This window comes from Cytobacillus sp. FSL H8-0458, assembly GCF_038002165.1.
Lineage (GTDB): Bacteria > Bacillota > Bacilli > Bacillales > Cytobacillaceae > Cytobacillus.
Genome location: NZ_JBBOBR010000001.1, coordinates 2025998 through 2050673, shown reverse-complemented (window position 1 = coordinate 2050673; position 24676 = coordinate 2025998). Strand labels below are relative to the sequence as shown.

The following is a 24676-nucleotide window of genomic DNA, read 5'->3' as shown; positions in this document are numbered from 1 at the left end:
CACATAGCGGTTTTTTATTTTACAAAATATACGGTTTCAGGTATCTTGATTGTATCTTTAATTTGGAGGGCTGATAGTGGGTGCTTTTTTGATTGGACCATTATTAGTGAAGTACGAATGGGTTATAGTCCTGCTTTCAGGAATTGTTTCTTATTTCACTATTTTACAAGTCTTAAGAGACAGCGGGGAATATAAAAAAGTTTTTCTGAATGTCATCCTGAATGCAGTTCTTATTGGCTTTTTTACTTATAAGTTTAGTTCAATCCTTTTCCAGACAGAAAATATTCTAAGCAGCCCGATGGGATTTTTATATTTCTCAGGAGGAAGAAAAGGAACTATTTTAGGGGCTTTTTTGGCTATAATCTATTTAGTAATGGCAATTAAGAAATACAACTTTCCGCTGAATAAATGGATTCAAGGAATTGTTTACGGATCTGTCACATTTATGCTGTCTTATTGGCTGTTCAGAACCTTATTAATTTTGCTTTTCTAGGTTAAAATACAATCAAGGAAGCAAAAAGGCTTAAAAAGCCGGGAGGGAAAACAGCATGTTCAAAAAAATGTTTGCAGCTTCTGTGTTATTAATCATTATTACCGCGGTTTTTGTAGTTCAGGCTTTTGAAAAAGGTGAAGTCGAAAGTCAGCCCGTTAATCAGACAGGATTAGGAATAGGCTTGAAAGCCCCAGATTTCGAATTGAAAAACCTGCAAGGGGAAATAGTCAAGCTCTCAGATTACCAAGGAAAAAAAGTCATGCTAAACTTTTGGGCAACCTGGTGTCCTCCATGTAAAGCTGAAATGCCTGATATTCAAAAATTCTATACTCAGAAGGGAAATGATGTTGCTATATTGGCGGTGAACATCGATCCCCAATCTGATGTTGCAGGGTTTGCTGAAGAAATGAAAGTGAATTTTCCGATTTTACTTGATGTTGACGAAAAAGCTTCTAATGCCTATCAAATAATAACAATTCCTACAACTTTTTTTATTGATGAAGAAGGAATTATTCGGAATAAGTATTTAAGTGCGATGTCCTTGGAGCTTATGAATCAGTATATAGATGAAATGTAGAAAACATTTGCATAAGCAGATGTTTTTTTATTGGTTTATGCTGTCATAAAAAGGGAAAAATGTAATAAGAATTAATGTTTTCTGAATATTTTATTAATAATTTTGAACCATATGTACTTTTTTCACGTAGTCTGGGTATATGCGGATTAAATTTTCGAAAAGTTGTAATAATTTAACGGTTTTCTGGAGATAATGATTGTTACAATGTTATTAAAGGAAGGTGAAAGATTTATGAGAAAGCCTAGAAAACGCTCCTTTGCTGAATTAGTACTAGAAAATAAACGCCAGCTGCTTAAAGATCATGATGCTATGGAAAAAATCGAAGAGCGCCTTGAGCTTAAACGTCTGAACAAGGCTGAATAGAATTACTTGCCAATCATGAAACCCTCCTCAAATGCACAAACTTAAAATGAGGAGGGATATGAATGAGTAATCCAAAAAGACACCCTAACCATTTCAATCCGAACCATATTGGTACACAATCCCGTGGATTTGGCGGCAACAAAGGCAAGAAGATGCAGGACAAATCCGGACAGCATGCTCAAGTAATACAAACTAAAGGCGAATAATTAAGAAAAGCGTGAAGCGCCTTGCCCACGAAGGAACGCAGACTAAGAACGCCACGTCCTGTGGCAACGTCTGCATGACCCGTATCCTCCCAAAAGCTGTCGCTTTCGGTCGTGCGATGTTTATGCTGATGAAGCCTTCCTTGTCCTGCGGGCCTCAAGCACAAGACGAGCCTCCCTGAAAGGCGTTTTTTGCCTTTTGGGGAGGATTGTCCGAAATGTGGAGGCGACTGCTTAGGGACGACAAGCACAAGACGAGCCCTGCAAGAAGGTGTTCTTTCCTTCTGGAAGGGATTGGCTTATGTCTCCAAGCTTGTGACCTCGAGGGAGTAGGCGCTGGAGCTAGACAGTTATCGACGTTTAAAAATTATATACATTCTTATCTTTTGAATATAAAACCTGCCATTTTTTTAAGGCAGGTTCTTTTGTTTCCGAATATATCAGGCAAGCGACCCACACTTTTCCGCCAATATTTTTCTTGTTCTTTCACAAACTAACTTTGTACCATCACCTAATAAAGGGAGGAACATACCATGGCACATAACAGACCAAACCCGGATGACCGCAGCGATAACGTTGAAAAGCTTCAATCCATGATCGTTCACACGATTGAGAACATGGACGAAGCTGAAGAATCAATGAAGTATGCCAATGCAGAAGATCTTGCCAGAATTGAAGCTAAAAATGAACGCCGCAGGGAAAGTCTTGATTCTTTCCGTTCAGAAATAAAGGATGAATATCAGGCACAGCAAAACGGCAATAGCAGTGAGAACAATAATAATTGACATCTTCAAGGCCTAATCCAATGTGATTAGGTCTTTTCCTTTGGAGCAAAGGTGCGCATCCTTATAGATAATTATAGAAATATGGTAAGATAAGTTGAGGAAACTAAGAAGAAGAAGTGATAATCGATGACACAGCAGAATAGACAGGCAAAATCAGAAGAAATTATGGTCGGCTATTGGAAAAATGAGCTTGATCAAAAAGGATACATACAAAATGAAGCAGAGCTGCTAAATGTAATTAAAAATGTGAATGAAAAGACAGACCCAGGTCTGCTTTCGGAATTATTGGCCATGGCTGCTATCTCCAGGTTAAACAAGAATGCTGATGATACTCTTGCCAGTGCATGGCTCCAGAAAGCGGTTGAACTGGACACTCGGAATACAATGGCAGCAGCCCAATTAGGAAAATCCGAATGGAAAAATAAAAGCACTCTTCTTGAAGCCCTGACCTTCCCGCCGATTCGGGAAACCGATAACAGGGCAGCTAAAAAGAAAACAGCTGAGCAATTTATTGAAATTTGCCGAAGCTTTATGAACAAAGCGGATGACGAGTTAGAAGACCTGCAGAAAAAGCAGCATGCCTATGAGGATGCGGAATACCGGAAGCTGTCTGAAATACTTGATAAAGCTATTGAAGAGACAGCTTTTCTTTTAAAGGCTTCTGAGGAATATGAACAATCTATATCAGGTGTCTTTCATACTTCAACATACTATACAGATATGAAAAACCACTTAAATGCCATCAACAGACTTAAAAAGGATTGGAAAGAGATATTTGAATCAGAGGAAGATGAATCTGATGTACAAACCGATCCACTGGATGAACTTAATGAAATGGTTGGGCTGCACTCGGTCAAAAGCAGAGTTCATGACTTTTACCGGTTTTTAAAATATCAAAACGAACGCAAGTTACTTGGTTTTCAGACAAAAGATGCACTTAGCCTCAATATGATTCTAACTGGAAATCCAGGTACTGGAAAAACGACTATCGCACGGCTTTTGGCAAAGATCTATCATAGCCTTGGTGTTTTGCCGAGGGAAGAAGTAATCGAAGCTGACCGATCACAGCTGGTTGGCGGATTTGTCGGACAAACAGAAGAAAATGTCAGGGCGGCCGTCGAAAAGGCAATCGGCGGTGTACTGTTCATTGATGAGGCCTACAGCTTAAAGCGTGAGGGACAGACCGGCAGTGATTATGGACAAACTGCCATTGATACTCTTGTTTCGCTGATGACCGGGACTGAATACGGAGGAAAGTTTGCGGTTATCATGGCCGGTTATCCAGAAGAAATGAGACAATTTCTGGACAGCAATCCTGGTCTCCGCAGCCGTTTCCCGGAGTCAAACTTTATTGCACTGCCTGATTATTCAAATGAAGAGCTCCTGCAAATTGCTGAAAAGCTGTCTGCCGATAATGATTATGTCCTAACTGAAGGAGCAAAGCAGGAACTGTGCAAACGAATTGAAAAAGAGCGGGTTGATGATACGTTTGGTAATGCCAGGACTTTAAGAAACATTGTTTTGGATGCGATTTTTAAAAAAGGCTCTCAAGCAAAAAGTAACGGAAACATCATGTCTTATACACTTTTGGAAAAAGAAGATTTTGAAAGTGAAGAAGAAGAAAAGCTGTTGAATCCACAGGAGCAGCTTGACCGGCTGATCGGACTCAAAACAGTTAAAAAAGAAGTTCAAAACTTAGTATCCTTCGTTAAAATGCAGCAGATGCGCCGCGAAAGAGGTCTTCCGGTTGTCCCAATCCAGCTCCATTCTGTATTTACCGGTAATCCGGGTACAGGAAAAACAACTGTAGCAAAGATCTATGCAGAGTTGCTGAAGGAATGCGGATTTCTGAAACGCGGACATTTGATGGTTGCGAGCCGTGCTGATTTTGTAGCCGGCTATGTTGGCCAAACCGCTATCAAAACAAAGAAAAAGATAAGAGAGGCTTTAGGCGGCGTCCTATTCATCGATGAGGCATATTCACTTCTTTCCCAGACATCAGGAGATTTTGGCAAAGAAGTCATTGATACGTTAGTGGATGAAATGACAAAGCATAATGAAAATCTTGTCGTTGTTTTGGCTGGCTACCCGAATGAAATGGAGAAGCTATTGGCAAGTAACCCGGGGTTAAAGTCCCGATTCAAAAAGTTCTTTCATTTCAAGGATTATTCAACCGCTGAGCTCCTGGAAATTATTATTTCGTATGCTGGAAAATATGAATACACTCTAACGGAGGAAGCAAAGGATTACCTTAACCACACTTTATCAAGGATTGAAGTAAACGGGAATGGACGTTTTGCCGCCAATCTTGCTGATGAGGCCATTCAGGCACAGGCCATGAGAATTGTTTCAGCACTTGCTGAGGATATTGAGCAGGTCAGCATTTTGGAGAAGCCGGATTTCGAAATCGCTTTAAATAAAATAAGTAAAGGGGAATAGGGATGCTCATCTCAACAAAAGAAATAGAGGTAAGGTATGCAGAAACAGATCAAATGGGAGTAGTATACCACGCCAATTACCTTGTATGGATGGAACTTGGCCGGACACAGATTATAAAAGATTTGGGATTCAGCTATGCTGAAATGGAGAAGGATGGAATCATCTCTCCTGTTCTGGATATCCTGGCTTCTTATAAAAAACCATTGCGCTACGGGCAGACTGCAACAATTAAGACCTGGATTGAAGAGTATGACGGTTTCCGCGTCAGCTATGGATATGAAATATTCAATGATAAAGGAGAGCTTGCCGTAACAGGCTTGTCCAAACATGTTTGCGTCAAAAAAGATAATTTCCGCCCAATTTCAATTAAAAAGAAATATCCTGATTGGCATGAAGCATATGAAAAAGCGAAAAAGCAGCCTGAAGGTGCTGTCAGATAAAAAAGAATGGAGAATTTAAATGGCATTCGGCCTTCGCAGAAAAGATCTTAAAGATTGGAAGAGAAAAATAGATCGTGGAGAAATTGCCTTTTTAACTCATTATTGGTTAGATGAACGATTCCCTGGCTGTAAAACGGTCACAAAGGTCGGCTGTTCAGATTTGAAGAAATTGATAGAATGGGGAGAGTCGCACGGCCTTAAGCCCGAGTGGATTGATTATCGGACCGATGGGTACTCACACTTTGATTTGATTGGGGTCAGGCAGAAGGAAATCCTTGAAAAAGAGAAGCAATGGGAACAGCTCGTACGGCTGAAATGAAAAAAGAAGCAGGCTATTTCTGCTTCTTTTACTCATTGGTATATTTGAATTCAGGCTCCTGTGCTTTTTCATTAAATGTCACGAATAAATCGTGATTATCAAAGTACCATAAATCCTTTTCTTCGATAAAGTAGGTAATTCCGTTTTTTTCAGTCTGCACTCCTGCGTCATGTGGCTGTTCATTAGAGACGCCTAATGAAAATCCCTGCTGAACAGTACTGCAGCCTCCATATCTTGCAAAAAAGCGGACATAGTCACCCTTACTTAAGAGCATTTCTTCCTGATACCATTGGGCAGCCTGATCTTCGATATGTATGTTCATTTGAAATTCCTCCTCCTGGGTGATAGTCATATTATAGGCTAGTTTTTCCTAATGCGCGAATAAAATGTCTGCCGCTATTCTCTTAATGATGGGTATGAACATGTATAATTTATCCTGGAAAAGGTATTAAACCGCTTAAAATCATAAATACGTTCATGGCAATATGCCATATGAAAGCAGGAAAGATGCTTCGGGATTTCACTGTGACGACCGCGTAAAATATCCCTCCGACAGCAAACAGCAGACACCAAATAAATGAGTAGCCAAGCATCATATGAGAAAATCCAAATGCCAGCCCGGAAAAAAGAACTGCTGCCTTTTCTCCTGACAGTTCAGCCATTCTGGATAAGATGATCCCTCGCCATAAAAGCTCTTCCATTATTCCATTTACAATTGAGAAGCCAATGAGGAATATTAAAAAGTTCCTTGAGAAAGAGTTTTCAGCTGAAAAAATTGAATAAGCAAATGAAGCAAAATTAATTATGACAGCAATGATAAGAAAATACTTTATTTTTATTGAATGGAAGCCGCTCCATATGAAAGGGAAAAATATAAGGGAATTCCAATCCGGTTTTTGCAGAAAGGGGATAGCCGTTTTTTTAAACTTTATTGAGATATAGACCAGAATAAGGATCGGGATCACCAGAAAAAACCGATTCAATATCATTAAGATATAGTATGGAAGGGGCAGTGCATCAAGCAGCTTATCGCCATAAAGAAACAAAAGGCTGCCTGTTAAATATCCGGCAATAGTCCAGGAAAAAACACGCTCCTGCTTTGAGAGAAGCAATAAAAAAATGATAAGTCCAAACGAAAGAATGAAAGCGAAAGCGAAAAGCTTCAATTGAAAAAGCAATACGCCAGCCGTGAATACACTTAACTGCAAAAAAGGAAGAGACTTATTAACATATGCGGTTTTCATAATAGAACCTCCCTGCATACAAGATATTTTACCATTTTTTACACAAAAAAAGCGCTATAAAGCGCTTTACTGAACATTTCCCATCATATGTTTCATAATTTCGGCAAATTTGGACTCTGCATCAGGTAAACCAAAGCTGCCCGCTTTCTCGAGCGGGACGATCCGGTAACTTCTCAGCTGTTTATTGCTGACGTAGGTCGGAACGAAGCCAGGATTGGAAAGTTTGATATCAACCCCGTTTTGATCAATATATTTTGTAACCTCCACGGTTGCAAGTCCGCCTATATCCTTATAATCGCGCATCTGTCCGGATAAAAAGTTGCCAAGCGAGTATACGACCAATGACTGGCCGCCGTCTTTTCTGTCAATCCACTCCATAGGCTGCAGTACATGTGGATGGTGGCCGAAGATAATGTCAACACCTTCATTTACGAGAGTCTCAGCTAATTTCTTTTGCTCCTCTGTTGGCTGAAGCTCGTATTCATTTCCCCAATGTATACTCATCACAACCACGTCAGCTTCGTCTTCCGCCCGTTTAATTTCTTTTATTATTGCATTTTCATCAATGAGATTAACGAGGTATTCTTTACCTGCCGGAACGGGAATTCCGTTTGTGCCATATGTATAAGAAAGGTAGGCAACTTTAATTCCGTTTTTTCTGAGTATTTTCAAGGTTTGCTGCTCACTTGGTGTTCTGCTCGTTCCCACATGCGGCAATCCAATTTGATCCATATAATCCAGAGATGCATCCAAGCCCTTTACTCCCTTATCGAGTGAATGGTTATTGGCAGTTGAAACAATATCAACGCCTGCATCAATCAGAGCATCCCCCACTTCCTGAGGGCTGTTGAACATTGGGTAACTGGAAATTCCTATATTGATGCCGCCAAGAATAGTCTCCTGATTGGCAAGTAAGAGATCGGGCGTACTTAATAGCGATTTTGTATGTTCAAACATCGGTTTGAAATCATAGCCTGTTTTTGTTTTTGCATCATTATATACCCAATCATGAATAAGGATATCTCCAATAGCTCCCAAGGTCAGCCTTTCAATAAGGATTTTATTACCCTCGGCAGTTTCCCTGTTTTCAGCATGCAATTGAACAGGTTTAGCTTCAGCAGCCTCAGTATTATGTTCAGTATGCATTTTATAGATTAAGAGACCCGAGCAAATTAGTAATATGGTACAGAAAAATACGGATAGCAGGAAGGCTTTGGAGTTTTTCATCAAAATTATCCCCTTAATATAAAGCATCAGAATGTATATTAATAGTCTAATTTTAATATGAATTTTTACATTTTTCATCATTTTTCTGCAATTTTTCCAATCGACTTCAATGGGCTTTATTTGCTCAATGCCACTGGAAGTTCAATTGTAAAAACACTGCCTTGTGAAAGTCTCGAATGGGCTGTAATTCTGCCATTATGTTCCTCTATTATTTTTCGGCATATGGATAGACCGATGCCAGTCCCTTTTTCTTTCGTTGTATAAAATGGCAAAAATAACTTGTTTAGAGTTTCTTCTGTCATGCCAGGTCCATTATCCTCAATAATGATTTGGGTTTGGTTGCTGTTTGATTTGGCACTTAGGCAAACCTTTCCTTCTCCTGTATGAGCCTCTTCACATGCTTCAAGTGCATTTTTTATTATATTGATCAGTACTTGTTTAATCTTATTAGAATCACCATAGATGATGTGATTCCCAGGGCAAAGGCTTACTGAAAGTTTTATATTTTTAATATTTGCCTGATTTTCGAATAAAATTTTCATTTCCTGAATCAATTTGTTTAAGTCTATTTCCGTTTTCTTGTTTAATCCGGATTTCGATGCATTTAAAAATTCATAAATCATATCATTTGCCCTATTAATCTCATCAATGGCAATTTGGGCGTACTGTTCTTTGCCGATCTCAATTAAATAAGGCTTTAAGAGCTCCATAAACCCTTTCACTGTTGTCAGCGGATTTCTGATTTCATGAGCTAATGCTGCTGCCAGCTGGCTGTCGTTTTCACGGATTTCTCCTTCTGCTTTTTTTATATACTGCTTTTTTTGCTTTTCCATCTCATTACTCATCCTAACATTAGCGTTTTAGGCAAAAGTTAAGCCTAAACTAATGTATGGCGAAAGATATCAAATTATGTTTTTTTATGTTTAAACATTTATTCATAAGGGCGAACATTATTAAGAAATATTTTCAAAACAAAATAAAAACAGCAGATAAAAGGTCTGCTGTTTTGTTGACGGCTGGTTTTCAGCCAAGCCATTTTATTTTGGGCTCGGTTTTGTCCCTGATTCGTTTAATGTTAGCCCTATGCCTGTAAATAACAAAGAATCCCAGGATAGAAACAACTATAATCAGGGGTATATCACCAAGTATAAGAGCGTAAATGATGGATGCTGCTGCTGCCAGAATAGAGGATAAAGACACATACTTGGTTATGTAAAGGCTTAAGAAGAAAACACCCAATATGATAAGAAACATGATCGGTACATAGGCTAATAGCACTCCGCCTGAAGTTGCCACTGCTTTTCCTCCGCGAAAATTGGCAAACAGAGGATACATATGTCCAATAACGGCAAAAACTCCGGCAATAAGGTGATGCATATCTGATCCAAAGAATAGGGGCAGGGATGCAGCAAGGGTGCCTTTTAAGATATCAGCTATGGTCACGATCATGCCGGCCTTAACTCCAAGGGTCCGGAAAGTATTGGTACCGCCAAGATTTCCGCTGCCATGCTCTCGAATATCCACTCCATAAAAAAGTTTTCCTACAATTAAACCAGAAGGAATGGAGCCAAGTAAATAAGCTAAAATAATGATAATTCCATAAATCATAAGAACTCTCCTTCATACTTTCTATGTTAATATATTGTACCATGTGAGCAAAGCAGCATACCATGTGCAATTAAAAAGAAGTCCAATTTATTTCAGCGGGATGCTTCAAACTCTCTGGCTTGTGTTTGATATGTTTGACACCGGGTATTAGTAGACTGTCACAGCAATCAAATCCAATTAAAGGAGAGATTCAGCATGGAACAAAATATGAATAACGTAAATGGACAAGCAGCCAATGTAGAGGGAAAGCTAGATAATATGGGTAGCGAAAAGAAAGATGAAATTCTTTCAAGCTTTGACGGATTTAAAGATTATCTAAGCGGAAAGGTTTCCATGGGACAGAAAATGGGCATGGATGAGGAGCAGCTTGCTAATACTGCTCAAAAGGTAGGCGATTATCTGGCTTCCAAAGAAGAACCGAGAAACCGTGAAGAAAAACTTCTTCAGGAATTGTGGAAGGTAGGAACAGAAGAAGAAAAGCATAAGCTGTCTCATATGCTTGTAAAGCTTGTTGGCTAATAATATATAAATGGCGAAGGCACAGGCCTTCGTCTTTTATTTTGCCTGAAGGCGCATAGATGAGTTTACAATAGTCAAAAATGGTCTATATATAGTTATCTCAATCTTAGGAGCAGGGGGAGTCTTGGTGAAAAGGGTTCTGGGAAAAGTAAAAAGAAAAAAGGTATGGATACCCATTTTGAGCCTAGTGCTGGTATTGGCAGCAACCATTATCTATCAATCCAATAAATCGCTGCCAAAGGGTCTTTCATTCGAGGGGGAAGTATATTCTGCAGAAGATGTTCAGTTCTTTTACGATTTAACATATGAAAAAGAAAATGGCAAAAGAGAAAGTGATCAGCAGATCTTTCAGCGTATTATAGAAGCAATTGACGAGGCAGAGGATTTTATAGTGATGGATATGTTTTTATTCAATGGCTTTAATGATGGAGATAAAAAATATCCGGATATTAGCGGAAAAATAACTGATAAGCTGATCGAAAAAAAGCTTAGCCGTCCGAATATGAAGATTACCGTGATCACAGATCGGATTAACAGCACCTATGGATCGCATGAAGTTCCGGAATTCCGGGAACTCAAAGAGAATGGCATAAACGTGGTTTATACTTCATTAGTACCTTTAAGGGATTCAAATCCAATTTATTCGGCATTTTGGCGTGTATTTATACAATGGTTTGGCCAGGGTGGTGAAGGCTGGCTGCCCAATCCGCTTGCAGAAAATGCCCCTAAGGTCACATTCCGGTCCTATCTTGATCTTATGAACATAAAAGCAAATCACCGAAAGGTTTTTGTGACAGAAAAGTCAGGGATTGTAACATCTGGAAATCCCCACAATGCCAGCGGATTTCATTCCAATATAGCTTTTGAAGTAAAAGGGCCAATTTTAGCTGATCTCGTAAAAACCGAGCAGGCAGTGGTCGATTATTCAGCATCAGGCAAACTGGCAGATTTCAAGCCTGAAAAGAGCAATAAAAATGGCCCGCTTAAGGTCCAGGTGCTGACTGAAGGAAAGATTTATAAACACATTCTTCAAGAAATCAATAAAGTCAAGAAAGGGGAAACCATCTGGCTTGGCATGTTTTATCTTGCTGACCGAAAAGTGGTTGATGCACTTAAAGAAGCAGCCGACCGGGGAGTTAAAGTACAAATGATCCTGGATCCCAACCAAAATGCCTTTGGATCCGAAAAGATCGGATTGCCTAATATACCTGTTGCAGCTGAATTGGACAAATTAGGCCATAATAACATAAAAATCAGATGGTACAATACGGGATTTGAACAATACCATCCGAAAATCATGTATATAACCGGCAGAGAAAATAGTATGATCATAGCTGGATCAGCTAATTTTACAAAAAGAAATCTGGACGATTTAAACCTGGAGACAAACTTAAAAATCAGCGCCCCTTCCCAATCCCAGGTTATAAAGGATGTCGACAGGTATTTTAATAAGTTATGGAATAATAACGGAGCCATTTATACAAAGAACTATCCGTCCAATGAAAAAATGCCTGTGGCCAAATATATTACTTATAGACTGCAAAAGCTTACTCACTTTACAACATACTGATAAAAACTTGAAACCTTTCCTCGATTAATTTCGTTAATATAGGATGGGTTGAATAATTGAAGACATTCTAAACTTCTTCCCATTTTCTGATAATTTCGTTACGATGGTTAGTAAGGGGAGGAAAAGGAATGTATGAAATAGAAACAAGTAAGAAAAAGCCACCCGCTAAAAAATTTATTTTTGCGGGGCTTTTGTTTGCTTTTACACTGATAACCTCAAGTATAATTATGTTTTTATACCCTTTTGCTTCTAAGGAGAAGGCAGCTTACTTTAAGGGAGATCATCCGATTTTGTTTATGGGCAAACAGGCGGGAAATGCTTATTTAGAAAGGGAAACGGTCTACCTGCCATTAACTTTTCTGCAGGAATTTGTTGACGAAGCTATTATTTTTGATGAACATTCACAATCCATCATTATTGCCACTAAGAATAAAGTAGTGCAGCTGCCGTCTGAATCTTCGAGCTATTATGTGAATGGGAAACCTGTGAAATTGGACTTTTCTGCTGTTAAACAGATAGATGGAGAAAGGTATTTAGCGATTAAGCCCCTATTGGCTTTCTATCCAATAACATATTCATTTCTCTCTAATACAGGTGCAGTTTGGGTTAAAAAGAATGGAGAGACCATTGCTGCCGGTAAAGTGCAGGAAAAAGATATTCATGAAGAATTGCTTCGCCTTCGGACGGAAGCAAGCCTCGATTCACCATATACGGCCTCCATATCTCCAAAAGAGAATGTTTTTATTGAACAGGAGAAAGGAGACTACTATTTTATTAGAAAAGAAGACGGCAGAGCCGGCTATTTGAAGAAGCAATACATAAAAAAGGGAGAGAGGAAGAAGATAGCTATTTCTCTTGAAGAAATAAAAAACACATTGCCGAAAATGGAAGGTCCAATTCAGCTGACCTGGGAAGCTGTATATACTAAAAACCCGAATACTTCGAGCATCCCGAAGATGTCGGGCGTTAATGTCATTTCACCAACATGGTTTGAGCTAGCGGACGGAAAAGGGGCTATCAAAAACCTGGGTTCGAAGGATTATGCAAAATGGGCCAGAAAACAGGGATACCAAATTTGGGGCTTGTTTTCAAATGCATTTGACCCTGAATTAACACATGAAGCCTTTGGTTCTTTTGAAACAAGGCAGAATATGATTCGCCAGCTTCTGCATTTCAGTCAATTATATGAATTAAACGGGATCAATCTTGACATTGAAAATGTTAATCCTGAAGACGGGCCTTTCATAACACAGTTTGTGAGGGAAGCCACACCATTCTTTCATGAAGCAGGATTAGTGGTGTCGATGGATATCACATTCATTTCATCAAGCGGTAACTGGTCGGCTTTTTATGAAAGGGATAAGCTTGCCGGGATAGCAGATTATATGGTTGTCATGGCTTATGATGAGCATTGGGGCAGCTCGCAGGTTGCGGGAAGCGTTGCGAGCCTCCCATGGGTGGAGGAAAACCTTAAACTTCTGCTCGAGGTTGTGCCCAATGATAAATTAATATTGGGTGTGCCTTTATATACAAGATTATGGGAACAGCAATCAAATGGGGATGTTTCTTCCAAAGCCCTTTCTATGGGCAAAGTGAAAGAATGGCTCACTCAAAATAAAATTACTACCATATACGATCCGGTAAGCGGGCAAAATTATGCGGAGCATTATTCAGAAAAAGATAAAATCACATACAAAGTGTGGCTGGAAGATGAAATTTCACTGACAAAACGGGCTGAATTGGCAAAGAAATATAATTTGGCCGGTGTTGCCAGCTGGAGCAGGTACTTTGCAGATGAAACAGCCTGGTCTGCCTTAACTTTAACTAATAAGGAAGCAGCTAAAAAATGAAAGAAAGGCCGGAGAACATCACGGCCTTATTTTTCTATGCCTCGGCTTTAATGTGGCTAAAGGATTTTACAGAGAATAAACCCTTATCAGTTAATTTGAGTTCAGGGATAACCGGAAGCGCTAAAAAAGAGAGCGTCAAGAATGGGTTGAATTCCATGCTGCATCCGATTGTCATAAGTGCGTGATTCAATTGTGATAAGCGTTCATGGATAAATGAAGAATCCTGATCAGTCATGAGTCCCGCAATAGGCAGGGGCAGTTCCGCAAGAATCTTCCCATCCTGGACTACAGCGAGGCCGCCTCTCATTGCTGCCGTATGCTTAATGGCAGCCAGCAAATCCTCATCCGATGTGCCTGCTGCGACAATGTTATGGGAATCGTGGGCAACTGTTGAAGCAATCCCGCCTCTTGTGATCCCTAATCCCTTAACAATGCCAAGCCCGATGCTGCCTGTGCAATTATGCCGCTCCACAACAGCAAGCTTTAAAAGATCTCTATGGGGGTTTGGCTGGAAATAGCCATCTAATGAATCTGCCTTTTTCACCAGGTGCCTGGTCACAATGCTGTTCGGTATAATGCCAATGATATTGCAGTCATCCTTACCTATGCTAATGCTTAAATCTTTATCGTTCAGGCTGCTGATTTTGACACTATTCAAGATGGATCCTGAAGGTGCAATGCTGTTTGGAACAGAATTCTTCATGAACCCGTTTTCTGCAGCAAGGATTCCGCTCTTTATTACTTTATCAATCTTGACATTCATGAGATCACTAAGAAAAATCAGGTCGGCTTCATAACCGGGAGCAATAGCCCCTTTATTTTTCAGGCCAAAGCATTCTGCTGCATTCAGAGTAGCGATTTGAACGGCAAGGATAGGATCCATCCCTTCCTTAATGGCTATTCTTACATTATGGTCGATGCTGCCTTCATTGATCAGGTCATCGAGATGCTTGTCATCCGTAACAAACAAACAACGCCGTGCGTTTTGTTCGCTGACTGATTTGAGAAGTGACAATAAGTCTCTTGCCGCAGATCCTTCCCGCAGCATAACATACATGCCTGTGCGCATCCGTGCCAGTGCTTCTTCAGGGTTGATGCATTCATGGTCTGTTCTAATGCCGGCTGCCATGTAAATATTGATTTCATTCGCATTAAGTCCTGCTGCATGTCCATCGATGCATTTTCCTTTACTATAGGCTGCTTCCAGTTTTTTCAGCATTCCATCATCCTTGTTCATAACAGCGGGATAATCCATAACTTCACCGAGCCCCAGCACTCTTGGGTGACTGTAATACTTTTCGAGATCCGTGTAACTGAGGGAAGCGCCGGCATTTTCAAATGGAGTTGCAGGCACGCAGGATGGAAGCATAAAAAATACATCGAGCGGGATATCTTCTGAAGATTTCAGCATAAAATCAATGCCGTCAGTTCCGCTGACATTGGCTATTTCATGAGGGTCTGCAATCACTGTCGTTACTCCATGGGGGAGGACAACATTGCTGAACTCAGCAGGAGTCACCATCGCCGACTCAATATGGACATGCCCATCTATAAAGCCGGGGGCAATATAGCTGCCCCCAGCATCAATAATTTCCAAGCCTTCATAGCTTCCTAAGCCAGCTATGAATCCATCAGCAATCGCTATGTCTTCCTCGATGATCTCACGTGTAAATACGTTTATTACTTTTCCGTTTTTAATAACCAGATCGGCAGGAGTTCTTTTGGCCGCCACATCAATTCTTTTTCGTAACGTTTCAATGGTAAGCTTCATTTGTACTCCTCGCTTTTTAAAAAATGACCGTCATCAGATTAATGTCCGCCCATAATGAAATTAATAATAAAGGCAGCACTTACAAAATACATGATCCAATGGATTTGCTGATGCTTGCCTGTAAGAAGCTTAAGCAGTGTGTAAGAGATAAAGCCGAATGCCAGTCCCTGGGCGATACTGAAAGTTAATGGCATGAGAACAATCGTTAAAAAAACAGGAATAACATCAGTAAAATCATCAAAGCTAATATGTTTTATTTCACTTAGCATTAAGGCGCCAACAAGAATAAGAATAGGCGCAGTGGCGACAGAAGGTATGAAATAGATGAGCGGTGCAAAAATGAGCGACAGGAAAAATAGTACAGCTACAGTTAAAGAAGTTAAGCCAGTGCGTCCGCCTTCCGAGATTCCTGTGGCGTTTTCCACATAAGCGTTTAAGGCAGTGCTTCCGAAGGCTGCACTCGCCATTGTTCCAACTGCATCTGCCTGAAGGGCACGATCCAGGTTTTCAATTTTTCCATTTTCATCTGTGAGGCCGGCTTTTCTTGATAATCCGATGAGGGTAGCTAAATTGTCAAATAATTCTACGATCGTAAAGGAAAAAATGACTGAGATGATGCCATATTTTACTGCTCCCATAATATCCATAGCTAGAAAAGTCTCGGACATGCTGGGGAGATTGAGGGACACGATGTCACCTACGGCTCTTGGATAGGCAATAAAGCCAACAATCATGGCTGCTGCACTTGTACCCAATATACTAATAAGCAGGGCGCCTTTTACTTTCTTTGCCATCAGGAGGGCGGCAATAATTAATCCGAATAGAGCTAGAAGCGGCCCCTTGCTTGTGATGCTTCCCAGGCCGACAAAAGTAGCTTCATTTGCAACCACAAGTTCTGCATTTTTTAAACCGATAAAAGCAATAAACAAACCAATTCCAACACCTATGGCTGACTTTAAGACATCCGGGACACCATCTACAATCTTCTGCCGGACTCCGGTAACAGTTAAAATTAAAAACACAATCCCCGATATAAATACAGCACCAAGCGCTGTTTGCCAGGAAAGACCCTGACCAAGTACAACTGTATAGGCAAAAAAGGCATTCAGCCCCATACCCGGGGCAACTGCTACAGGGAAATTTGCCCACAGTGCCATTAGAAGAGTACAGAAGACACTTGCGTAAATAGTTGCAGCCAATGCGGCTTCTTTTGGTATTCCTGCGTCAGCTAAGATAATCGGGTTGACAAAGATGATATAACTCATTGTCATAAATGAAGTAATGCCTGCCAGTATTTCTGTCTTTACATTTGTGTTCCGTGCGGAAAGCTTAAAGAGCCGTTCTAAGAGGTTCGCATTAGAGGCAGGCGGAAGGCCCGACCCAAGATCCTTTTCAATCATCGACATGAAAGGTCACTCCTTATTCATGGTTAATGTTCATCCTGAGACACGAACTGACTTGACCATGGAATAGGCGGGAGATCAATTTTTTAAGGTTAGATGGGTTCAATAAAAACATCCATAATACCACCGCATATTCCGCCATCTTCATAAAACAGCCCTTTTGTTAAATCAACGCGCTTTTGAGTTGGGGTATTTGTTTGTATGACCTGAAAAGCCTCCTCAATTACTTCCGCTTCACCGCAGCCTCCGCCAATTGTTCCTTCTATTCTTCCGCAGGGGAACACAATCATCCGGCTTCCGGTTTTTCTCGGGGTAGAGCCCTTCGTGCGGATAATTGTAGCGAGTGCTGCTTTCTCACCTCCTTTCCTGATATCGAGGGTGCGCTTTATAAGCTGCATTTGGTCCATTTGCCAGCCCCCTCATGGAACCCCATTTTTGCAAATCTTTTAATTTGCGAACTTAAGGAATCTCCTGATTTTTGATTTTTCACTTTCAGAATTTCTGCCATGATACTGACTGCAATTTCTGCAGGAGTTTCAGCACCAATATCTAGACCCACAGGGGTGTATAAGTTTTCAAAGCTTTCATGCGGAAAATCCCGCTGAATTTCTTCGAATACTCCCGAGATACGTCTTCTGCTGCCGATCATGCCAATATATCCTGCCTGACATTTCCTTTCTAAAAGTTCATTCAAACTGAGAACGTCATACTTATGTCCCCGGGTAAGAAGGAGAATATAAGTTTTTTCTGAAATGTCGACATGCCTGAAATAATCCAGATAGGATTGGCAAACCACTTCATTTGCATTTGGAAAGCGTTTTCTGTTTGCAAACTCTTTCCGATCATCTATTACTGTCACGAAAAATCCGAGCATACGTCCCATTTCTGCCACGGGTTCACACACATGGCCGGCACCGGCTACTATCAAATGAAGAGGAGAAGGGAAGTACTCAGCAAAACATTCAACTAAACGATCCTTCCACATAAATCTCACAGTGCCGGACCGTTTTTTGGTGACCAGTTTATTGCAATGTACCGCTAATAAATCCCTCACATCCAGCGGCAGAAGGGAGGCTTCGGTGCAGAAATCTCCGTCAGGCCATAATAAAGCTTTCGCTCCAATGAGTTTTTCATCAGGATAATCTGTTATGGTCAGCAGAAATGTGTCTTTCCGGTTTTTGATTGACTCTTCTAACCTGGCAAATAAATTGCTGCTTATCAATAGGATCACCTTGAGGATTGGACTTTTTGTTTTTTGAGATCTTTTAATGCATTAAACACTCTTTCGGGAGTAGCAGGCAGATGGCGGATTCTGGCTCCTGTTGCATCATATATGGCTGCCATGATAGCAGCAATAATCGGAATCATCACCACTTCTCCAATTCCCTTCGCCCCAAAGGGCCCTGATTGTTCGGGCTCTTCTACCGGAAAGGTCTCAATCAAAGGAGTCTCGCGAATAGTAGGGATGATATAATCAGTGAAATTCCGCGTTTTATGATATCCATTTTCGATCAGTACATCTTCATAAAGGGTATAGCCGATGCCCATTACGGCTCCGCCTTCAGTCTGGCCCTCCAGCCCCTGCGGATTAATGACTTTGCCCGCATCAGGGATGGATACAACCCGCAGAACTTCCGTTTCACCTGTTAAAGTATCAACTTCCACCATCACCACATGTGTCAAATATCCGTATAAATGGTGGGGGGCACCGCCGGAACCTTTGATTTCTTCTTTTTCTTTCGGCAGGTAGAAGTGTCCTTCTACTCTAGTTGCCTCATGATGATCATAAAGGTATTTAAAGATAGACTTATAAGGTATGATCTCTCCATGGGCTGAAATATGGTTCGGCCTTAAGTCAATTTGGGATGAATCTAAATTCAGCATTTCAGCAGCAGTTTGAATAAGAAGCTCAGTCATCCTGGGTGCTGCTTGAGCAACAGCTCTTCCTCCGGTATAGGTGGAGCGGGATGCAGTTACAGTACCGCCATCAAGTGTTTTTTGTGTATCACCTTGAACGATTCTGATATTGCTGATATCACAGTTCAGCATTTCAGCGGCTATCTGGGCATAGGCGGTGCTGTTGCCTCCTCCGATCTCCTCACATCCCACACCTACAAGGAATGTACCATCCGGCAGCGGTTCAATAGAGGCGGCTCCATAGTCAGGAAGGCCAATTCCCATTCCGATGCCATGAAAGGATGTTGCCACGGAAACTCCCCGTTTTTTCCATGGCTCACTTACTTCGGATTTATACTTTTCCCGGTTCTTCCACAGATCGCAATTCTCTGCTGTTTCCAGGGTTTTATAGGTGCCAACACTGGATTTGACAATATGGCCGACACTTGAAACTTCCCCCTGGTGATAGACATTTTTTTTGCGCAATTCGATAGGGTCCATTCCCAGCTTTTCTGCAATCATGTCCATATGTGTTTCAATTCCCATGCATACCTGATTGACGCCAAAGCCTCTGAAGGCGCCGGCAATTCCGTTATTGGTATACACACAGAAGCCCTCGAGATCCACATTGGGAATTTTATAAGGGCCGCATGAATGTTCGATCGCCAGTGCAATGACTGCTCCTCCAAGTGATGCATAAGCACCAGTATCCCCTATAGCTTTTACCTGATTGGCAAGAAGTGTCCCGTCTTTTTTAGCAGCAGTCTTCATCTGGACTTTAAAAGGATGCCTTTTTATGCCCGCAATCACAGACTCTTCCCGGCTTAAATGGATTTTAACAGGCCGTCCCTTTGTATGCAGCGCAAGCAGAGCAAGGTATATTTGAACTGTAATCTCATCCTTCCCTCCGAAGGCACCGCCAATAGGGCTTGAGATAACTCTTATTCTTTCAGGATTATAAGCCAGGGACCTCGCAATCTGCATTCGATCGCGGTATGCGTATTGGCCAGGGCAGCGAATCGTGAGGAACCCTTCTCCATCCATTACCCCCCAGCCGCCTTCTGTTTCGATGAAAGCATGCATTTGCCGGGGAGAGTAGAAGGTATTCTCTACAATTATGTCAGCTTCCTCGAAGGCTTTCTCAATGTTTCCGTTATTAATTGTGACATGGCTGTGCAGATTGCCATCAGGATGAAGCTTTGGAGCAGAATCTGTAAGGGCATATTCGGCATCTGCAACTACTTCAAGGGGCTCATAGTCCACTTTAATTAAACTCAGTGCCTGCTCGGCGATTTCCAGTGTTTCTGCTCCAACCAGGGCTACAGCGTCCCCTGTACACCGGACGACATCAGAACACAGAACAGGCTGGTCGGGAACAACAATCCCAAATCCATTAAAGCCGGGAATATCCTTATGGGTTAGTACACAAATAACACCAGGCAGATTTTTGGCTGCTTCAATATCAATGGAATTAATTTTTGCATGCGGATATTCAGACCGCAGTACTTTGCCCCAAACCATATTCTCAAAATGGTAATCGGTCATATATTTTAATTCTCCGGTTACTTTTTCCGGGCCATCAATTCTTTTCACCCTTTTTCCAACCCATTTGGTGTTCACTGGTTATTCCACCTCCTGATTAAACGGTATAATCCTCTTTCTAATAAAGCGCTCGCCATATCCCTTCTATATGTAGCAGTTGCTCTTCCATCTGTGATGGGCATGACCTCTTTCCAGGCAATTTTGGCGATATTCCGGATTAATTCATCATTAAGCGTTCCCAGGGGAAGCATAGATTCACACTTGCGTGCCCGGATAATAGTTGGTGCCACAGATCCGAAGGCGATTTTTCCTTCACTGCATTTCAGATCCTGGTCCATAGTGAGTGAAATAGCAACATTCACAATGGAAATAGATTGTGCTTTGCGGGGGCCTAGCTTCTGGAAAATGCCTATTTCATTTGGTTTTTGCGGTTTTATAAGGATTTTTGTGATCATTTCATTTTCTTTTAAAACTGTCCTGCCGGGACCAAGGATAAACTCTTCGATTGGAATGATTCGTTTATTCGACAGCGATGTGAGTTCAAGCCTGGCTCCAAGAACATACAAAGCCGGAAGGGTATCGCCTGCAGGAGAGGCAGTGCCAATATTGCCGCCGATTGTCCCCATATTCTGCATCTGAGTGGCGCCCACTTCCCGTGCAGCATCCACGAGAACATCTGCTTTTCTTTGCAGAAGCGGAGAATGAATAACATCCGTATGTGTGGTCAATGGGCCAACATGAATACAATCTTCACTTTCTTCGATATACCGCAGCTCACTTAAGTTTTTTATATTGATCCAAATCTCCGGCCGCCATTTGCCTTCCTTCATCCTGACAGCAGCATCTGTACCGCCTGCTATCAATCTATGGATCCTGCCTTCCTTCGATAGCTGTATCAGACATTCGGATAGAGAGGAAGGGGTAATCATGTCAATCTCTGAAACAAGCATCGACTTACCTCCTGGTATATTTTTTAAGCGCAATTTTATAATCTTCCAGATGATTCAGGTTGAGATGAACCTGCTCATTTTCCACTGGCACCTCAAGGAGAGATTTCTCATGCTGCTGAATTACATGTCTCAAGCCCATTTTCTCTTCTTTTATCGATAAGAGCTCGTTCCTCAATCGGGAGGAAAAGAGGATTGGGTGTCCTCTTTTTCGTTGGTGGCTGGGGACTGCAATCAGGCAGCGGCTTTTTCTAAGATTCCCGGCGAGCTTATTAATGGTGACAGAATGCAGCGGCTGGTCCACAGATGTAATCAGAATCGTTTCTGATAACGTGTCTGAAGCTTTCACCCCTGCAATGATTGAAGAGCACTTACCGTCTTGAAACTCTTCATTTATTATCAATTTTGCTGAATACTTTTTTGCGATTGAAAGGAATTTTTCAGCTTCAAATCCCAATACTACTACAATTTCTGTAAATACCGATTTTCTGAGAGTGTTCAGCTGATGCTCGAATAATGTCATACCATTCCATGGCAGCAGTCCTTTTAGAGTACCCATTCTGCTGGACTGGCCGGCGGCAAGCAAGATGGCTGTATGTGTCATGGACTATCCGATTGTTTCAGGCTCGGATATTTTTTGGCTGGCAGCTGTCTGAACGGCCTTAATAATTTTGGTATAGCCTGTACAGCGGCATAGGTTGCCTCCTAATGCGGTTTTAATTTCCCCTACGGATGGAACATGGTCAATTCCATCCAAGAAAGCTTTTGCTGATACGATGATTCCCGGTGTACAATACCCGCATTGTGTTGCTCCTTCAGCAATAAATGATTCCTGAATCACATCCAGATTTGGTGATAATCCTACTCCTTCACAAGTAGTGATCATCTGGTTTTCCGCCTGGCCAGCTAGTACAAGACAGGAACATACAACCTCATTATTGATTAGAACAGAGCATGAGCCGCATTCTCCCTTTCCGCAGCATTCCTTGCTGGCAGTCAAACCCAGATTTTCTCTCAAGACATCAAGGAGCGGTTTCGCAGGCGGGCAAACGACCGTACATTCCTTTCCATTAACAATAAATTGAATACTTTTCAAATCTTCGCCTCCTCATAGATTCTGAAACTATAATGGCAATGAGAAAAATAGTGTGAGCAGTTTGCAGGGATATTAGCCTTGCGAGCATGCAGAGGTATTTAAATTATGATATTATGCATCTTCTTCTAAATAGACTAATAAGCACAAAAAAATTCCTGCACAAAAGGTTCCTGTATGCAGTTCACAGGAAATATACCTTTCGTAGATAGGAATTCCGGTTCCCAGTAGAAACCCTCAAACCGATTATTGAGGTTATACGAAAAATTCTATTTAATTTTTCATGGTGCTGAAGGGAGGTATTATTGGGACAATTATAGAAATAGTGGGGGAGTTGATTTGTAGTCTAATAGTTAAGTCAATATTTTGTCAAGTACGAATTTTCTGAAAAAAGATATTGACTTATAAAATAGCCTTGTTTAATATAGTGATTAACAGGAGGATTACATGACTGTTTTAACCTCAAAATTATCTCAGACCATAAAAAAAGATCTCGCTTTTCTCTATAATCGTGTGAACCAGGAGATCTATGGAACAGGCGTAAAAAAACAGCGTATAGAAACTTTTGATGATAGAGTCATCATTTTTGCACAGCATAAGCGTGTTCAGGCACTGCAGATGCTGAGCCAGAACTTCCATCACCTGACCATTTCGGTTGATTCAGCATTGATTGTTGAATTTAAGTCTCTTCTTAAAGGGATGATTGAAGATGCTCTTCATTTGAAAGTCAAAACGATTTTAAAAGATTATGATCCTGTTACTGAAGAAGCCTGCACCATTATTTATTTTAAAGAATAGCAGTTTTACATTATGTTTGGGAGAGCTGTGCATGACGCAGTTTTTCTTAAACCTGAATATAGGAGCGGTTCCTTTGTCTTTTGTTTAACGGAAGCTGACTGAAACCGCAGTAATAGAACATCTATTGTTTACTTTGATGTTATCTATTGCTGCGGTTTTTTTTATATACATTTTTTTGGGAGGTGATGCCGGTTTTTAAAAGCTGGAGTCAAGCTGAGGCATAACAAAGAATTAAACCTGGGGGGAAAGTCTTTGGAAAAGCTAAATCCTTGGAAGGTAGGGACTTTGGGATTTCAGCATGTGCTGGCTATGTATGCAGGTGCTGTCATTGTACCGCTGATTGTGGGACCGGCAATTGGGCTTAATGCCCAGCAGCTTGCTTACTTAATTTCGATTGATTTGTTTACCTGCGGGATTGCTACATTGCTTCAAGTTATAGGGGGGAAGCATTTTGGCATTAGGCTGCCTGTTATTCTGGGATGTACTTTTACAGCAGTCGGCCCGATGATAGCCATCGGGAATTTGCAGGGCATCACAGCCATCTACGGGGCTATTATTGCATCAGGTATTATCGTCATGATCCTATCCCAATTTATGAGTAAAATTATGAGGTTTTTCCCGCCGGTCGTAACCGGTTCAGTCGTTGCTATTATCGGGGTATCACTGATTCCTGTTGCCATGAATAATGCTGCAGGCGGACTTGGATCACCCGATTATGGAAGTGCCAATAATTTATTCCTGGCTGCATTTACACTGGTGCTGATTATTTTAATGAACAGGTTTTTTAAAGGCTATATGAAAGCAATTTCTGTCCTGCTTTCATTGGTGGCCGGGACAATAGCAGCTTATTTTATGGGACTCGTCAGCTTTGCCGAAGTCAGCCAGGCTTCCTGGTTTCATGTCGTTCAGCCGTTTTATTTCGGATTCCCGACATTCAATGCCTCAGCCATCCTTACGATGACTTTAGTGGCGATAGTGAGCATGATTGAATCTACTGGGGTATTTCTGGCTCTCGGAGATGTCTGTGAGAGAAAGCTTGACTCTAAAGACATTAAGAAAGGGCTGCGTGCAGAAGGACTTGCTGTTGTTATAGGGGGTATTTTTAACGCGTTTCCTTATACGTCCTTTTCACAGAATGTGGGACTTGTAGCATTGACTAAAGTAAAAACGAGGAATGTTGTTATCGCAGCTGGTGTCATATTAATGATTCTGGGCCTTTTGCCTAAAGTGGCTGCTCTGACTACGATTATTCCTATGGCTGTTCTTGGCGGAGCCATGATTCCAATGTTTGGGATGGTTATCTCATCAGGAATCAGAATGCTTTCTGCAGTGGATTTCAGCAAAAATGAAAACTTGCTTATTGTTGCCTGTTCAATAGGAATTGGACTTGGATCAGCGGTTGTTCCGCAGATTTTTGAGAGTCTGCCGACAAGTGCACGCCTGCTGGTTGAAAATGGAATCGTACTGGGAAGCATCACAGCAATTTTATTAAATTTGGTATTTAATTATAAAGATTTAAATATAAGTGAAAGTGAAAGAATCGAACAGCTGAAAGGAGATCATTCAGCTGAAATGATTTAATAGCAGCT

26 protein-coding genes and 1 riboswitch are annotated in these 24676 nt (G+C 41.2%); of the genes, 13 read left to right on the top strand and 13 right to left on the bottom strand.

Going from position 1 to position 24676, the window contains the following annotated elements:
* The first annotated feature begins 76 nt into the window (after positions 1–76).
* The 8 genes from NYE23_RS10020 to NYE23_RS09985 all read left to right on the top strand — a co-directional run bounded on the left by NYE23_RS10020 (position 77) and on the right by NYE23_RS09985 (position 5619).
* Positions 77–493 carry a hypothetical protein gene (locus NYE23_RS10020; RefSeq protein WP_341077524.1) on the top strand — a complete coding sequence of 139 codons (417 nt, stop codon included), beginning with the start codon at positions 77–79 and terminating at the stop codon, positions 491–493.
* A 55-nt stretch (positions 494–548) separates the two neighbouring features.
* Entirely contained in the window at positions 549–1070 is a 522-nt protein-coding gene (locus tag NYE23_RS10015; RefSeq protein ID WP_341077522.1) for a peroxiredoxin family protein, read from the top strand.
* Between the two features lie 231 nt (positions 1071–1301).
* Positions 1302–1433: an FbpB family small basic protein gene (locus NYE23_RS10010; protein ID WP_175609044.1), complete on the top strand. Its 132-nt coding sequence runs from the start codon at positions 1302–1304 to the stop codon at positions 1431–1433.
* 62 nt (positions 1434–1495) lie between these two features.
* Positions 1496–1639: an acid-soluble spore protein N gene (locus NYE23_RS10005; protein WP_035332449.1), complete on the top strand. Its 144-nt coding sequence runs from the start codon at positions 1496–1498 to the stop codon at positions 1637–1639.
* Between the two features lie 530 nt (positions 1640–2169).
* Positions 2170–2421: a small acid-soluble spore protein Tlp gene (tlp, locus tag NYE23_RS10000; RefSeq protein WP_341077521.1), complete on the top strand. Its 252-nt coding sequence runs from the start codon at positions 2170–2172 to the stop codon at positions 2419–2421.
* A gap of 126 nt (positions 2422–2547) precedes the next feature.
* The gene (locus NYE23_RS09995; protein ID WP_341077518.1) at positions 2548–4860 is read left to right on the top strand and encodes an AAA family ATPase; all 2313 of its coding nucleotides are present in this window, start codon (positions 2548–2550) and stop codon (positions 4858–4860) included.
* Positions 4861–4862: 2 nt separating this feature from the next.
* Positions 4863–5300, top strand: a complete 438-nt coding sequence (locus tag NYE23_RS09990) for an acyl-CoA thioesterase (protein ID WP_341077516.1) — start codon at positions 4863–4865, stop codon at positions 5298–5300.
* Positions 5301–5319: 19 nt separating this feature from the next.
* Complete coding sequence (locus NYE23_RS09985) at positions 5320–5619, top strand: hypothetical protein (protein WP_341077513.1); 300 nt, start codon at positions 5320–5322, stop codon at positions 5617–5619.
* 28 nt (positions 5620–5647) lie between these two features.
* Here the strand turns inward: NYE23_RS09985 and NYE23_RS09980 are convergent, their stop codons facing one another.
* From NYE23_RS09980 to plsY, 5 genes are all read right to left on the bottom strand, one after another.
* Positions 5648–5941 carry a HesB/YadR/YfhF family protein gene (locus NYE23_RS09980; RefSeq protein WP_341077511.1) on the bottom strand — a complete coding sequence of 98 codons (294 nt, stop codon included), beginning with the start codon at positions 5939–5941 and terminating at the stop codon, positions 5648–5650.
* 109 nt (positions 5942–6050) lie between these two features.
* A complete protein-coding gene (locus tag NYE23_RS09975) occupies positions 6051–6863 on the bottom strand; it encodes a CPBP family intramembrane glutamic endopeptidase (RefSeq protein ID WP_341077510.1) in 813 nt (270 codons plus the stop codon).
* A gap of 66 nt (positions 6864–6929) precedes the next feature.
* Complete coding sequence (locus NYE23_RS09970) at positions 6930–8090, bottom strand: CapA family protein (RefSeq protein WP_341077509.1); 1161 nt, start codon at positions 8088–8090, stop codon at positions 6930–6932.
* Between the two features lie 116 nt (positions 8091–8206).
* A complete protein-coding gene (locus tag NYE23_RS09965) occupies positions 8207–8923 on the bottom strand; it encodes a sensor histidine kinase (RefSeq protein ID WP_341077508.1) in 717 nt (238 codons plus the stop codon).
* Positions 8924–9113: 190 nt separating this feature from the next.
* Positions 9114–9698 (bottom strand): glycerol-3-phosphate 1-O-acyltransferase PlsY, encoded by a 585-nt coding sequence (gene plsY / locus NYE23_RS09960; RefSeq protein WP_341077507.1) that lies wholly within the window; start codon positions 9696–9698, stop codon positions 9114–9116.
* 195 nt (positions 9699–9893) lie between these two features.
* On the opposite strand from plsY, the gene NYE23_RS09955 reads away from it, so the two are divergent.
* From NYE23_RS09955 to NYE23_RS09945, 3 genes are all read left to right on the top strand, one after another.
* Positions 9894–10217: a DUF3243 domain-containing protein gene (locus NYE23_RS09955; protein ID WP_048010102.1), complete on the top strand. Its 324-nt coding sequence runs from the start codon at positions 9894–9896 to the stop codon at positions 10215–10217.
* 127 nt (positions 10218–10344) lie between these two features.
* Positions 10345–11787, top strand: coding sequence for a phospholipase D family protein (locus NYE23_RS09950; RefSeq protein WP_341077505.1), 1443 nt, complete (start codon positions 10345–10347; stop codon positions 11785–11787).
* A 128-nt stretch (positions 11788–11915) separates the two neighbouring features.
* A complete protein-coding gene (locus NYE23_RS09945) occupies positions 11916–13637 on the top strand; it encodes a glycosyl hydrolase family 18 protein (protein ID WP_341077504.1) in 1722 nt (573 codons plus the stop codon).
* Between the two features lie 34 nt (positions 13638–13671).
* On the opposite strand, the gene ade is transcribed toward NYE23_RS09945, so the two are convergent.
* The 8 genes from ade to NYE23_RS09905 all read right to left on the bottom strand — a co-directional run bounded on the left by ade (position 13672) and on the right by NYE23_RS09905 (position 22292).
* Positions 13672–15408, bottom strand: coding sequence for an adenine deaminase (ade, locus tag NYE23_RS09940; protein ID WP_341077501.1), 1737 nt, complete (start codon positions 15406–15408; stop codon positions 13672–13674).
* Between the two features lie 38 nt (positions 15409–15446).
* Positions 15447–16814, bottom strand: a complete 1368-nt coding sequence (locus NYE23_RS09935; RefSeq protein ID WP_341077500.1) for an NCS2 family permease — start codon at positions 16812–16814, stop codon at positions 15447–15449.
* Positions 16815–16903: 89 nt separating this feature from the next.
* Positions 16904–17218 (bottom strand): XdhC family protein, encoded by a 315-nt coding sequence (locus NYE23_RS09930; RefSeq protein ID WP_048010097.1) that lies wholly within the window; start codon positions 17216–17218, stop codon positions 16904–16906.
* Positions 17197–18033: an XdhC family protein gene (locus NYE23_RS09925; protein WP_341077498.1), complete on the bottom strand. Its 837-nt coding sequence runs from the start codon at positions 18031–18033 to the stop codon at positions 17197–17199. Before NYE23_RS09925 ends, NYE23_RS09930 begins: the two co-directional genes overlap by 22 nt.
* 5 nt (positions 18034–18038) lie before the next feature.
* Positions 18039–20327: a xanthine dehydrogenase family protein molybdopterin-binding subunit gene (locus NYE23_RS09920; RefSeq protein ID WP_341077495.1), complete on the bottom strand. Its 2289-nt coding sequence runs from the start codon at positions 20325–20327 to the stop codon at positions 18039–18041.
* Positions 20324–21199: an FAD binding domain-containing protein gene (locus NYE23_RS09915; RefSeq protein ID WP_341077494.1), complete on the bottom strand. Its 876-nt coding sequence runs from the start codon at positions 21197–21199 to the stop codon at positions 20324–20326. The genes NYE23_RS09920 and NYE23_RS09915 overlap by 4 nt, the downstream gene beginning before the upstream one ends.
* A gap of 4 nt (positions 21200–21203) precedes the next feature.
* Positions 21204–21800, bottom strand: a complete 597-nt coding sequence (locus NYE23_RS09910) for a nucleotidyltransferase family protein (protein ID WP_341077493.1) — start codon at positions 21798–21800, stop codon at positions 21204–21206.
* A 3-nt stretch (positions 21801–21803) separates the two neighbouring features.
* A complete protein-coding gene (locus NYE23_RS09905; protein ID WP_341077492.1) occupies positions 21804–22292 on the bottom strand; it encodes a (2Fe-2S)-binding protein in 489 nt (162 codons plus the stop codon).
* Between the two features lie 182 nt (positions 22293–22474).
* Positions 22475–22572, bottom strand: a riboswitch (purine riboswitch).
* 164 nt (positions 22573–22736) lie between these two features.
* Between NYE23_RS09905 and NYE23_RS09900 the strand changes: the two genes are divergently transcribed.
* Together NYE23_RS09900 and NYE23_RS09895 are read left to right on the top strand one after the other, a co-directional pair.
* Positions 22737–23087 carry a DUF2294 domain-containing protein gene (locus NYE23_RS09900; protein ID WP_264739157.1) on the top strand — a complete coding sequence of 117 codons (351 nt, stop codon included), beginning with the start codon at positions 22737–22739 and terminating at the stop codon, positions 23085–23087.
* A 252-nt stretch (positions 23088–23339) separates the two neighbouring features.
* A complete protein-coding gene (locus tag NYE23_RS09895) occupies positions 23340–24668 on the top strand; it encodes a nucleobase:cation symporter-2 family protein (protein ID WP_341077489.1) in 1329 nt (442 codons plus the stop codon).
* Positions 24669–24676 lie beyond the last annotated feature (8 nt).